Origin of the sequence: Brasilonema bromeliae SPC951, assembly GCF_012912135.1 — a bacterium.
Classification (GTDB): domain Bacteria; phylum Cyanobacteriota; class Cyanobacteriia; order Cyanobacteriales; family Nostocaceae; genus Brasilonema; species Brasilonema bromeliae.
Window position 1 is genome coordinate 1 of record NZ_QMEB01000190.1, and the last position, 13,358, is coordinate 13,358.

Below are 13,358 nucleotides of genomic sequence, written 5' to 3' on the forward strand. Positions count from 1 at the left end.
CGCAATGACTATAGTTACGTTGTTCGTGCGTAAGTCCTGCTCTACTGATATCCTGCTGCTTGCAACGAAAACAGTGTCGCATAGCGGTTCTGTGCTTGTAACAACTCCTCATGTGTTCCTTGTTCCACAACCTCCCCAGCTTCGATAACAACAATTTTGTCAGCCATCCGCACCGTAGAAAAGCGGTGAGATATTAAAAATACCATCTGATTTTTCGTCAGGGCGCGAAAGTGATTGAAAATATCAAATTCTGCTTGGGGGTCCATTGCTGATGTCGGTTCATCCAAAACCAAAATATCTGCATGAGTTCGCATAAAAGCACGCGCAAGAGCAATTTTCTGCCACTGACCTCCAGAGAGTTCTTGTCCATCTCTGAACCATTTCCCAAGCTGAGTCTGAAACTTTTCGGGCAAATGTTCAATAAAAGGAAGCGCCATGCCTTTTTCAGCCGCACTCATCCATCGGTTTTTATCTTCAACGTAGTCCACATCCCCCACACCAATATTCTCACCAACAGTAAATTGGTAGCGGACAAAGTTTTGAAAAATCACCCCAATGCGTCGCCGCAGCACATCCACATCCCATTCTTGCAAGTCCAAACCATCTAGTAAGATGCGTCCAGAGTCAGGAGTGTAAAGTTGAGTCAGCAACTTAATCAGCGTCGTTTTGCCAGAACCATTTTCACCAACAATTGCTAACTTCTCTCCCGGTTTCAGGTGCAAGGAAATATTTTTCAGCGCTGGTTGTAAACTTCCTGGATAGGTGAATGATACGTTTTCAAAGCGAATTCCATCTTTAGGTTTTAAGCCTTTCGTAGCTTTGCCTTTTGGCTTTGGAACTTCCTCTTCCAGAAACTCATAAAGATTAGAAAGGTACAAGTTATCCTCATACATCCCCCCGATAGAAGTCAAGGCACTAGAAAATGTAGACTGTCCTTGGCGAAACACCGTGAGATACATCGTCATATCTCCCAAGGAGATTCTGCCTACAACTGTCTCCACCACAATCCAGGCATAAGCTATGTAAAAAGCTACAGTACTCAACAAACTCAGCAGATAACCCCACCATCCTCGCCGTAGTGTCAAGTCGCGGTCTTCACCGTAGAGTCTATTAAATAGGCTGTGGTAACGTTCCAGCAACATATCCCCAAGTTGATAGAGTTTGACTTCCTTGGCAAAGTCTTCTCTAGCCAAAAGGGTTTCCAGGTAGTGCTGCTGACGGGTTTCCGGCGCACGCCAACTAAATAGGCGAAAGGCTTCCCCAGCAAATTTCGTTTCCGCAAAGAATGCGGGCATAGCTGCTAAGATGAGCATCAACACCGCCCAAAATGAAAATTTCACCAGCAAAACGCCGTAAGTCACAAGTGACAACGCGCTTTGCACCAAGCCAAAGGTACGGTTGACCAGAGACAAGGGACGAATTGATGCTTCTCGTCGTGCGTTGGTCAATTTGTCATAAAACTCTGAGTCCTCAAACTGTGTGAGGTCGAGTGTCAGGGCTTTTTCTAAAATCAGAACGTTGACTCGTTGACCAAGCAGCATCCGCAACAAAGACTGGCAAACGGTGAGTCCTCGCTGGCTAGCCGCCAGTAAAGCGACGGCGATCGCCTCTAAACCCACATATATTAAAGGACGATAATTATTGACAAAATCACTCTTATATGATATCTGTTGAGATATCGAAACCACAGCATCGACAATTAACTTACCAATATAGGCTATAGCTGCTGGTAAAAGACCAGCCAGCACAGTTAAACTCGCAAAAATAATGGTCAGCGAGCGGCTAGTCGTCCACACCAAGCTAATAGCTCGTCCACTGTACCGGAAAACTGCGAGAGATTGGCGCAGGCCATTGCGTTTTTTACGAATCCTCATATTCTTTTTATACTGTAAAATCGCGCCTGATTGCAGCGTTCACTCCTATGTCTTCCAGCAGAAATTCATCCTGAGTTGCATTTAAAGACAATAGGCAGGATGAGGGATCATATCCAAATACACCAATTGGAGTATTTGAGGTACTGTGAATAAATGTAAAGCTATAACAAGTTAGCTTTATTTTTCAACTTGACATACAGCATCGTGAGTGCTAAATATTTACCAGAAACTACAGCCCATGTCAGGATTACCCGTCAATCTTGGCAAGACGGATTTCTTGAAGGTGAAGTGAGAGCGGGTGACTTTGAATGGCAGTTCCAATGGCATTTCCGCCGGGGAGAACTTTCTGTCAAGCCTTATAAAGGGCGTGCTTTGATCAAGGAACCCCTCGGTCGCTTTTTAGAGCAACGAGATTACCAGCTCGAACCAGGAGGAGACTATGCTTTCACTATTCGAGCTCAACTGTAAAGAAAAAAGAAACGAAGATTTATCAAGTAAACATGTTTTATAATACTTAACCTTAATTATTCATTATTAACCACTGATTCAGTTAAACGATTGAGGTATCTTTCAATTAACAGGATAGCTACAATGTCGTCTATTGGTCGTGGTGGTTGTCGCAAGCCTTGTGGTAGAAGCTTGGCAAGTCCTTTGGGAGGATACATCTGCCAGTAGCGATCGCGCGCTTCTAAGCTGGTGTAACGCTCATCTACTAAAATGATGTTCAATGGATCTGCTAATTGATTGTGCAGTTCTTGCTTCCAGCGTTTTGCTGTGGTTTGGTCACCCATGACGAGTAAAGAAATGGGGAACTTTTGACGCAGCGACATGATAGCGGCGATCGCCTCAGCTGCTAACACAACTTCGTGATAGTACACTTGTCTATCAAGTCCCATCACAGCTAAACCACACTTATCACGACCTGGATCAAAACCCAAAATAGCTGGTTGGGTTGGTAGGAATTCACGGGAAGTCATAATAAAAATTTAAAATTAGGAAGAACGCAGAAGGCAGAACGAGAGAATTCTCCACAAATGAAATATATTCTATGTAAGAAAAAATTCTTTTTTCTCCATAAATGAATTCAGGCGCAAGAGAGTCGCAACTCACGCACCAAAACTCCGCTCCTATTGACGCGCGATTTCTAAATTTCTTCTGACTACTGAGTTTTAACCATTTTTTGGGTCAAAAGTCAACAGCTTTTGAACTGTGGACTTTTGATTATAGATTATGAAAACTTAACAATTAGTAATATATAAGACTCCTATTTGATTTTTGAAAAAAACTCGGTACACCTTTATTCCTTCTTCGATGTTAAGAGTTAAGCGTTAAGAGTTCCCTGTTCCCTGTTCCCTGTTCCCTGTTCCCTGTTCCCTATTCCCTGTTCCCTATTCCCTGTTCCCTAGTAGTTAAGTGCTAAAAATAATCTGCCCGTTTTGGATGGCTATGAGTTTGACTTTCAGTGGTCCAGCTGTGTATGTATCCTCTGCAGCAATAGCTTTGATATCTATTGGCTGGTTGTACTGTCTCAACTGGGCGATAAAGCGAATGAAAGTTCCATCTATTTGAATACTTTCTAAAATACCAGCATTACGAGCGCGAAATTGCGAAGCAGAAATCAGCTGTTCCAGCCGCTGTCGCAGTTGAAAAGATGTCATTGTTTTGGGATCTGCGCTTGTTGTTGCTATAACTTGACCTCCGGTAAAAACGACTTGATTGCGTGCTGCATCAGCAAAAAATGCAATCTGCTTCTCTCCCCTGACGTAATTGCCAGCAGAAAAAATTCTTACCACATATTCTCGACCATCATTAATTTGCTTGGTTAATTGATCAACCTGCTCATTTGTCACTTGCAGGATCTGCAAATTTGCTTGATTGGTGGCACCAGGCTCACTTAATTCGATACTAGCGTTTCGATTAGCTTCCTGTAAAAGTTGAACGATCAACTGACGCCCCAGAACAGGTTGTTCCACATGAACAACGCCTGTAGCAAGAACTTGACCGCGAACGAGTGCGAGTTTTCCTAAACGCAGGTCACGGTAAGACTGGTAATATTTCTCCAGCCTTGCTACTTCCTGTTCCAGAGAATCTTGTTGTGTTTCCAATTCTTTGAGGCGAGATTCCCGTTGAGCAATGACTTGCTCTCGTGCTGCAATTGCTGTGTTTCGCTTTTTAATGAGTTGATCCAGTTCGGCAATTTTTTGATCCCGTTGTTGAACAGCTTGCTGTCGATTGGCTAGTTCGCGATCGCGTTTCTCAATAGCTGTTTTGGCTTGCGAAATCGCTTTTCTTGCTTCCTCATACAGTCGTTGGCGTTCTACCTTTCTTTGTTCAATTTCTACCAACAGCTTTTTTTTCTCATTCTCAACGCTTTGAAGTTCCGCTATCGCTTGTTTATAGCTAGCGACTGCTTGACTTAGTTGGTTTTGTGTGCCTTGAAGTTGAGCTTGAGTTTGAGCTTGTTGGCTAATAGTACGGTTCAGTTGAGTCTGAGTCTCCTGTTGTTTAGCGTTTGCCTCCCGCAACGACTGATTTGTTTGCTGCAAGCGGTCTTGTTGAGCCTTTTGTTCTTTTCGAGCTTGTTCTAGCTCACCTTTAGTGTCTTCTAGCTGTTTTGCTGTTGTGTTGAGTTGTTCGCGCTTGCGCCTGAGATCTTTTTGAATATTCTCTAGCTCAAACACTCCTGTGCGCAATCCGTCGTCGGCAGCAAATAAAATTCCTAGGGTTGATGCCGAGACCAACGTACCAGTCAGAATAGTTATCAGTACTGCCGTGTTTTTCGGACGCAGGTTAAACAGGGAGAGGCGGGCTTTGCCAACTCGTGTGCCAATGCGATCGCCCACGGTGGCAATGACGCCTCCCAAAATTAAAATTGCTGCTATTAGGATGTACCCGGTGGTCATCTTCTCCTACCGACGAAATCCTTCCAGATACAGCCTACTACTTCCAGTCATTCTCTGTGGGAAATTAGTGTAAGTCAAGCATTGACATGACCAAATCTTCACGAGTCTTTATTCCTAATTCCAACAGAACTCAACAGACGCCATGAACACTTACTATCTCAGTCACCTGCAGCATAGTGCAAAGCCACGTTTACAACTGGCAAACCCTTGGGATCACCTTCTTGCAGTTTACACTCACCAAGCAACTGGCGGGAGTCACGCAGTGGCTTCAGCTACCTTTAATTTGCTTTTTAAACATCTACAAGGAAGCCTTGCACGGGAAAATCCCACAAACCTTGCATGAAAAAGATTTCTTTCCTTCATCGTTCTGAGTCAGGAGTTGCTGAGTTCTATTTTCAAGCTAGGAAACTATGCATGGCAGTTGCTTACAGAGGTTGATACACGCCTGGTACCTCCTGAACAGAACTCTTGCAACAAGGAGGGCATTGCCGACGTTAATCCGCTTTGGGTTGCAAGGAATGACCTAAAAGGTGTCAATTCGTCTTGCAATAAGGAGGGTATTGCCGATGTCAGTTGTAGTAAGTGACGTTTATGAGTCATTTTTTCTGACTTTTTTATCTAACTCAGAAATGACTGTTCATAGCTAGTGAACTTTGTTTAGGTAAATTGGCGACTTAAGGTAACAGGCTTATGAACAGTAATCTTTTTCTTGTGTATTGAAATCATCTTTTTCTCACGCAAGTCACCTAGTAATCTAGTGACAGTCACGCGAGTCGAACCAATTGCTTCAGCGATCGCTTGATGAGAAAGCTTGAGATCAATTGTGATTCCATCTGCACAAGGAACGCCAAAATCACGACAGAGAATTAACAAAAAACTCACCAATCTAGAACCCATATCTCTGTGAGCGAGTGTTTCTATCATCATCTCTGTCTGTAAGATCCGCGAAGACAATCCTCGCAGCATTAGCATCGACAGTTCTGGGTTTTCTTTAAGCGCTTGTTCCACCTGTTCAATTGGTGCTGAGAGCAATTCTACAGATGTGAAAGCAACCGCATGGTAAAACCTGTCTGACTTGTTTCCTGTCAGCAAGGATAAGACGCCGAAAACACTATTTTCCCGCAGCAGTGCTACGGTTATTTCTTCTCCTGCTTCATACACCCTGGAGAGCTTAACGGCACCTTTCAATAGAAAATACACTCGTTCGGCGGGATCGCCGGGGAAAAAGATGGTTTTACTACGTTCAAATGTTTCCACAACCGGCGGAAACGCTCCGGTCGCCATCTGACGAAAAACACTTGCTAGGGCTTTATCTTGTGTCACGAGCATTTACCTTCCCCTACCCAATGCCGGAAAAATTAAAATCGATTTCCTAAGAATACACCGGAAAAATCAAGAACACATTGTCAATGTTTTTGTACTTTCCTATACTTAATCTCACTCACTCATATAGTAATTCTAAACCATTTGTGAAATTTCCCATAACGTCACCTGTAATTTGTCTAGTGTCTAGAGTCCAAAGTCATAACAAGTCACAAAGAAACGCAACTTGTTTTAACAGAGGGAATCACCAAGGGCGAGATCCTCAAGATGATTCTAACGAGCAGTCTTACAACTTAAATTGGATTGCTCTGTTTATTTGTTCATCATGATACATAATTTTGGATGTTTAGATCTAGTCCTTTTTCAAAGTTAATTACAAAAGTTTTTGAAGAACTTTCTGGAAGTAAAAAAAATAGACACACTCATCCTGTAGAAGGTGTAAAACTGTAGTCAGCAGCTGGTCTATGGTAGATAGAAAAAAATTCTATTGACTACCTAATACCTACTATCTACTACCATACATTTCCCATCCACTGTTTACTCCTAAATCATTTATCACTACTATGTTTTGAGCATATATTTTAAGAATTGAACGATGATTTTGTGGTATCAAAAGCTGACTCCAGAATCGTGTTTACAAATAGTACCCAAAACAAAGACAAATCGGTGTCAGATTCTAGTATGCTCAAGCAGGAGTGTTCACATTAAGAATTGATATGCTAGATCTGACCGGAAAAAAAGCCTTAGTAACGGGAATTGCAAACAACCGCTCAATCGCCTGGGGGATTGCCCAACAACTGAACGCAGCAGGAGCGAACCTGGGTATTACCTATTTGCCAGATGAAAAAGGCAAAATGGAGAAAAAAGTCGCAGAGTTGGTAGAACCGCTAAACCCCAGCTTGTTTCTTCCTTGTAATGTCCAAAACGACGAAGATCTTAAGTCTACCTTCAATGCGATTAGCGATAAGTGGGGATCTTTAGATATCCTTATCCATTGCCTTGCCTATGCCAATAAAGAAGACCTGAGTGGAGATTTTAGCCAAACATCCCGTTCTGGCTTCAATTTGGCTTTAGAAATCAGTACTTACTCCTTAGTGCAACTCGCTGGATATGCTAAACCCTTGATGACTCAAGGAGGAAGTATCGTCACTCTCACCTATCTAGGAGGTGTGCGGGCAATTCCCAACTATAATGTGATGGGAGTTGCGAAAGCAGGGCTAGAAACGAGTGTGCGATACCTAGCTGCTGAAATGGGACCACAAAATATCAGAGTGAATGCCATCTCTGCTGGTCCAATTCGTACTTTAGCCTCTAGTGCCGTAGGAGGAATCTTGGATATGATTCATCATGTGGAGCAGGTGGCTCCTCTACGACGCACTGTCACTCAGCTAGAAGTGGGCAATGCGGCAGCTTTCTTGTGTAGTGACCTGGCAAGTGGAATCACAGGGCAAGTCCTTTATGTGGATGCAGGATATGAAATCATGGGTATGTAACGTTAATATTGCTATTTGCTAACCAATAACTACTATTTGTGTATTTACCATTAGTTATTAGGTATTAGCAAATGGCTCTGACCCATTACTCCATAATTAAGCATAAGCCAGGTTCTGTATGCAAATAAGCGATTCCTCCAGCACAGACTCCGTCCTACGTCAAATTATCCCCTCACAGCACGAACAGCTCCCTGGGGGCGCTCGTATTGCCGAAATTAGCCGTAGGACAAGCGAAACGGATGTGTATGTTAGAGTCAACTTGGATGGGACAGGAGTTTGCAATGCAGCAACTGGCATTCCCTTTTTGGATCATATGCTGCATCAAATTTCCTCCCACGGGCTAATTGACTTAGAAGTTAGGGCGACAGGAGATTTGCACATCGACGATCACCACAGCAACGAAGATGTTGGTATTACCTTGGGTCAAGCAATAAGCTTGGCCCTTGGCGATAAAAAAGGTATTGTCCGCTTTGGTCATTTCGTTGCGCCTCTTGATGAAGCACTCATTCAAGTGGCGCTAGATTTTTCCGGACGTCCCCACATCAGCTATGGCTTGCAAATTCCTACCCAGCGAGTGGGAACTTATGACACCCAGTTAGTGCGCGAATTCTTCGTAGCTTTGGTAAACCATAGTCAAATGACGCTACATATCCGCCAATTAGATGGTATGAATTCCCATCACATTATTGAAGCAACATTTAAGGCCTTTGCCAGAGCAACGCGCATGGCAGTAGAAATTGATCAGCGTCGTGCTGGTACAATTCCCAGTTCTAAGGGGATGTTATAAACTAGCACAAGCACGGGGAGTCATTACTACTCCCTACTCCCTCTCTCATCTCCCCCACTTGCTATTGAGGGGAGATTAGTCTTAATGGTGTTATAATTACCAGTCAACTCGCTCATCTGTCATTACATCTTATTTTATCTGTTGTATTAAGCACAACATGATGTCTGTCGCAAACACCCCTGAGTCTCAACTGAATACCACAAGTATTCCGCCAGTTGTTCTAACCTCTGAGTTGGAAAAAGTCTATCGCACAGGCTTTTTTTTGAATCAAAAGGTCGTATCTCTCAAAAGCTGTTCTTTGAAAGTTTATAAGGGGGAAACTTTTGGGTTACTTGGACCACATGGTGCTGGTAAAACAACTTTGTTGAAATTGTTGCTGGGAATGATTCGTCCAACATCAGGACGAGGATTGCTTTTGGGCAGACCATTAGGCGAGCGTACTCTCAAAGAACGCATCGGCTATCTGAGCGAAAATCTCTCTTTTTCTCAATATCTCACAGGCTGGGAATTTTTGCAGGTTTGTGCTGGGGTATTTAAAATTTCTACAAAGGTGCAACGTCAACGCATTCCTCAACTCCTGGAACTGGTCGGGTTATCCCAAGCTGACGCCCGCAAAAAGCTGCTTCGTCGCTACTCTAAAGGGATGCTACAGCGTGTTGGTATGGCAAAAGCACTGATTAACGACCCAGAACTGTTGTTGCTTGATGAACCGATGTCGGGTCTTGACCCTGTGGAACGTTACCAAATGCGAGATATTATCATAGCGATTAAAGCCGCAGGTAAGACAATTTTTCTCAACAGCCATGTTGTGAATGAAGTTGAACAAATTTGCGATCGCGTCGCTATCCTTAGTCAAGGAGAACTCATTTCCTCTGGTTCTGTTGATCAACTCTTAGGAACAAATCACCTGTATCATGTCAAAGGTTACGGCGGTAATTGGGAAGTTCTTAAAAAATGGGTTCCCAATCTAGAGTACCAACCTGATGGTTCTTGGCAAGGTAAAGTTCAAGGCGATGTTTATGATTTTCTTGCCAGTTTTCGTCTCATGGGAGGACAACTCATTGGTGTGAATTTGTCTCGTCCCTCTTTGGAAGATTTTTTTCTGGAACAGATCCAAAGACACAATCAGTCTTAGATCATTTCATACGTATGTTAGTCGGCTTGTTTTTCCTCATTCTGACTAACTGTAAATAATTCTAGCAAGAAAATGGGCTGACAAAAAACGCAGCGGCGCGGGAGTTGGAAGAAAGTTTGTTTCGTTATGGTGACGAATTCATCGTGACGACTACTGATTCAAACTCCTTAACTTTAGTCTCCTCATCGTCTTCAGTCACAGATTTTTTTGCCCCTTACAAATAACAGATGGCTGAGACAAAAAATATGCACTCCTCAAACGATTGTCTCTTCTTAGTAAGATTTTGATGCTATAGCAGTTGCGAGGTAGATTAGGACATGAACTAATGAGAAAATACGGACACAAGGATACTTTCCAGCCTGTTAAGAGTTTCCTGCTGTACGTCTTTTTCTGCTTTGATGACACGCTCTCTTAACTAATAAATCCTACTTTTATTACACGTCAGATTTGCTAGTCAAAAAAAATTTTGTTAATACTACTGTACGAAGAGAGTATTTCTCAGATAAAATGTCATGAAAACCACAATATTGTAAAAGCAAGTATGATAAAGTTTCACTATTTAAATGAACTTCACTAAAAATTCAAATGAAATAAACAATTATCATTCGGAAAAACAAGATTTTTTAAGAAAATAAAAGTGTTAAGGAACTTGAAGAAAAGACAAGAGTCAAGCTTAAAATGTTAAGACAGTACTTTACTAATAGTAGTTTCAGGTAAATATGGAAAATACAAGGTTAAAGTTTATCAGCCAACCATTTGGGGGTGTGGTACTGTTAACTGCTATTAATTTCGCTTTCCCGCTTACTAGCTTAGCTCAGAATCCAACCAAACAATCAACAACACAGTTAAATAATTATACATCAGGACAAGCCCTACCTACAGGGACACAAAGAAATACAAAAGCTCCAAGACAACTGGTACCATCAGCAACACAGGTAAAGAAAAACTATACACAAGGACAAACCGTACCCGCAGCAACAACACCAATAGATACAAAATATACACAGAGACAAGCAGTACCAGGGGGAACACAAGTAAATACAAACTATACGTTGGGAGGTGGCGATCGCGTCAGAGTCAGCGTATTTGAAGTTCCCGAATATTCAGGCGAGTACCAAATTCCTCCGGGTGGAGGGCTGAACCTACCTTTAATTGGTAGTGTTTCTGTTTTAGGACTGACCACAGAAGAGGCAGCTGAATTAATTACTCAGAAATACTCTCGCTTTCTCAAACGACCGATCATAACAATCAATCTTTTATCACCTCGCCCCATAAATATTTTTGTTGCTGGAGAGGTGACACGTGCAGGAGCTTACAGTCTCAACTTACAAGCAGGCGGAGGGAATGCTCCTAGTGCGCAATTCCCAACTTTACTATCGGCACTGACGACAGCTCAAGGGATCACACAGTCAGCGGATGAGACAAGAGTGGAGTTGAGGCGTAGGATAGGACAAGGTCCAGAGCAAGTTAGTGTTGTCAATTTGAAGGAGATTAGACAAACAGGCAGAATAAGGCAGGATTTGACATTGCGGGATGGAGATACCATCTACGTTCCAACAGCAACGACTATAGACTTGGCAGATGCACGAAATTTAGCTTCATCAAGCTATGCCGCAGATCCGACCAAACCTCGTACAGTAGCACTCATTGGTGAAGTTCTCCGTCCAGGTTCGTATCTTGTCAGCGAAGGTGCTTCAGAAGGAGGAAATGCAAACAACACAACTGGTGCACCAAGTATCACTGGACAACCAACTTTGATGCGAGCACTGCAACTGGCTGGGGGAATTACGCCAGAGGCTGATGTTCGTAATGTAGCAATACGCCGACGCACCAGAACAGGTAACGAACAATCAATCAAAGTTGACCTGTGGAAACTACTCAATAGTGGTGACATTAATCAAGACGTGATTTTGCAAGACGGAGATACGATCGTATTTCCAACAGCAACAGAAGTCAGTCGAGCAGAAGCGACTCAATTAGCGACTACGACTTTGGCTCCTTCTCGCATTCAAGTCAATGTGGTTGGTGAAGTAAAAGCCCCAGGCGTGAAACAAGTTCAGCCTAATACTCCGTTAAATCAAGCATTGCTTGCAGCAGGCGGATTTAACGATGCGAGAGCAAGTAGAACTACTGTTGATTTGGTTCGCCTCAACCCAGATGGCTCTGTGACGAAACGGGAAGTCAAAGTAGATATCAAACAAGGAATTAATGAGCAAACCAATCCCATACTCCGTAATAATGATATCGTGATAGTTAACCGCTCTGGTATAGCCAAGACTGGTGATGCTGTAGGTGCTTTCTTCAATCCTTTTGGCACTGTGCTTGGTATTTTTAGATCTTTATTCGGGTTTTAAACAAAGCTGTAAACTGGGGACACTCGCTAGCCCCTAAGGGGGCGCTGCGCAAACGCTCAAATTCAAAATTCGCTCATTCAAAGTTCAAAATTATTTTTTTGAACTTTGAATTCCCAACAAAAAGATGTGGAGATTATTAATTTTGAATTTATAATTTTGTTTGCTTAATACCAATTTGAAAAAAGAATACGACAGATACACATTCTCAAACCCTTGTGATGTCTGGCTTTCTTCATTTTGATAGCGCAGCGTGCCGCAGGCATACTTCTCCGGATTGCGAATTTTGAATTGGTATAACGTGCCCAAAGGGCTTATTGGTAACTCATATGCAGTTTGAGCTTGGTAAATATTGGCACAAGGCATCTTGGGCACAAAAATTACTCTGTCCTTTGATGCTTGTTTTGGGATGGGGTGTGGGAATGCCTTCTACAATAGCCGCCCAAACAGTTACTATCCGTTTAGGTCCGTTTCAGCAGTCAGTGGCGATCAGAGACCTAGAAAAGTTTGCCAAAACCGGGAAATTACCAGAAGGACTGGAACTTTTGTCACCAGTGCTAAACTCGCAAGTGCGAGAATTGCTAACCAAGCGGTTGGAAGTCAATCCTGCTGTTGCAGACAGATTTATTGATAACTTGGTGCGATCGCCCGGAGGTAGACAGTTCATATCATCTTTGGGTGGAGTCATACCAGGTAGTACAACAGAAAGTATCAAAGCCACCCTGAATTTCGCACTCCGACAAGCAAACGGTTTTAGCGCATTGAGTTTCTTGCGAGCTTACCCAGGAGAAAATATTACCGTAGACGCTACGAAAGCTGTCGGTTTAGCGGTAGACTTTAACCCAAACAACTTACAGAGTCAAGCCTTTGGTCTGTTGCTTGAACGAGAGTTATCTGTTGAAAGTAGCATACCATTCAAAGCAGCATTCGACCCAGCAGCGCTGGGGAATCAAGTCGTACAGCAGCAGACAATTGTTTTGAATGACCAACAGCGTAACCGTATTATTCCTGTAGATATTTATTGGAGTCAAAATTCGAGTCAGGGAAACACCGAAAACCCACTCGTTGTCCTCTCGCACGGATTCGGGGCAAACCGACGATTCTTGAGCTATTTAGCGCGTCATTTAGCTTCTTATGGCATAACTGTTGTTGCTGTTGAACATCCTGGGAGCAATGTTGATGCTGTCGGTAGAGCCTCAGATAAACAGAATTTGGCACAGCTGCTAGCAGGTACTGAGTTTATTGAACGACCAAAAGATATTACCTTTGTGCTGGATGAACTGACAAAACTCAATACTCAAATTGGTCAACTTCAGGGTAAGTTCAACACTGAAAAAGTCACTGTCATCGGTCATTCCTTGGGAGGTTATACCGCTTTGGCTTTGGTAGGAGGAGAGGTTAACTTGGAAGAGTTACGTCAATTTTGTAAAGATTCTTTAAATATCGGCGAAGCGCCTGGTGATTGGTTACAATGTTCAGCGGCTTCCTTACG

11 protein-coding genes are annotated in these 13,358 nt (G+C 42.9%); 7 read left to right on the plus strand and 4 right to left on the minus strand.

Annotated elements, in window-relative coordinates:
- Window positions 1-41: 41 nt before the first annotated feature.
- Window positions 42-1,874 carry an ABC transporter ATP-binding protein gene (locus DP116_RS20765; protein WP_169156977.1) on the minus strand — a complete coding sequence of 611 codons (1,833 nt, stop codon included), beginning with the start codon at window positions 1,872-1,874 and terminating at the stop codon, window positions 42-44.
- Between the two features lie 204 nt (window positions 1,875-2,078).
- Here DP116_RS20765 and DP116_RS20770 point away from each other — a divergent pair, with 204 nt between their 5' ends.
- A complete protein-coding gene (locus tag DP116_RS20770) occupies window positions 2,079-2,342 on the plus strand; it encodes a DUF3146 family protein (protein ID WP_169156985.1) in 264 nt (87 codons plus the stop codon).
- A gap of 56 nt (window positions 2,343-2,398) precedes the next feature.
- Here DP116_RS20770 and DP116_RS20775 read toward each other — a convergent pair whose 3' ends face one another.
- Window positions 2,399-2,851 carry a pre-16S rRNA-processing nuclease YqgF gene (locus tag DP116_RS20775; RefSeq protein ID WP_169156978.1) on the minus strand — a complete coding sequence of 151 codons (453 nt, stop codon included), beginning with the start codon at window positions 2,849-2,851 and terminating at the stop codon, window positions 2,399-2,401.
- Window positions 2,852-3,283: 432 nt separating this feature from the next.
- On the minus strand, window positions 3,284-4,777 hold the full coding sequence (locus tag DP116_RS20780; RefSeq protein ID WP_169156979.1) for a DUF3084 family protein: 1,494 nt from the start codon (window positions 4,775-4,777) through the stop codon (window positions 3,284-3,286).
- A gap of 142 nt (window positions 4,778-4,919) precedes the next feature.
- Here DP116_RS20780 and DP116_RS20785 point away from each other — a divergent pair, with 142 nt between their 5' ends.
- Window positions 4,920-5,120, plus strand: a complete 201-nt coding sequence (locus tag DP116_RS20785; protein ID WP_169156980.1) for a hypothetical protein — start codon at window positions 4,920-4,922, stop codon at window positions 5,118-5,120.
- 314 nt (window positions 5,121-5,434) lie between these two features.
- Here the strand turns inward: DP116_RS20785 and ntcA are convergent, their stop codons facing one another.
- Window positions 5,435-6,106, minus strand: a complete 672-nt coding sequence (gene ntcA, locus DP116_RS20790) for a global nitrogen regulator NtcA (RefSeq protein ID WP_048867514.1) — start codon at window positions 6,104-6,106, stop codon at window positions 5,435-5,437.
- Between the two features lie 710 nt (window positions 6,107-6,816).
- Between ntcA and fabI the strand changes: the two genes are divergently transcribed.
- The 5 genes from fabI to DP116_RS20815 all read left to right on the plus strand — a co-directional run.
- Window positions 6,817-7,593, plus strand: coding sequence for an enoyl-ACP reductase FabI (gene fabI, locus DP116_RS20795; RefSeq protein WP_169156981.1), 777 nt, complete (start codon window positions 6,817-6,819; stop codon window positions 7,591-7,593).
- A gap of 118 nt (window positions 7,594-7,711) precedes the next feature.
- Complete coding sequence (hisB, locus tag DP116_RS20800) at window positions 7,712-8,380, plus strand: imidazoleglycerol-phosphate dehydratase HisB (RefSeq protein ID WP_211173414.1); 669 nt, start codon at window positions 7,712-7,714, stop codon at window positions 8,378-8,380.
- Between the two features lie 157 nt (window positions 8,381-8,537).
- Entirely contained in the window at window positions 8,538-9,515 is a 978-nt protein-coding gene (locus DP116_RS20805; protein WP_169156982.1) for an ABC transporter ATP-binding protein, read from the plus strand.
- Window positions 9,516-10,234: 719 nt separating this feature from the next.
- Window positions 10,235-11,869: a polysaccharide biosynthesis/export family protein gene (locus DP116_RS20810; RefSeq protein ID WP_169156983.1), complete on the plus strand. Its 1,635-nt coding sequence runs from the start codon at window positions 10,235-10,237 to the stop codon at window positions 11,867-11,869.
- Window positions 11,870-12,195: 326 nt separating this feature from the next.
- Window positions 12,196-13,358, plus strand: a 1,163-nt coding sequence (locus tag DP116_RS20815) for an alpha/beta hydrolase (protein WP_169156984.1), incomplete at its 3' end; no start/stop codon positions are given.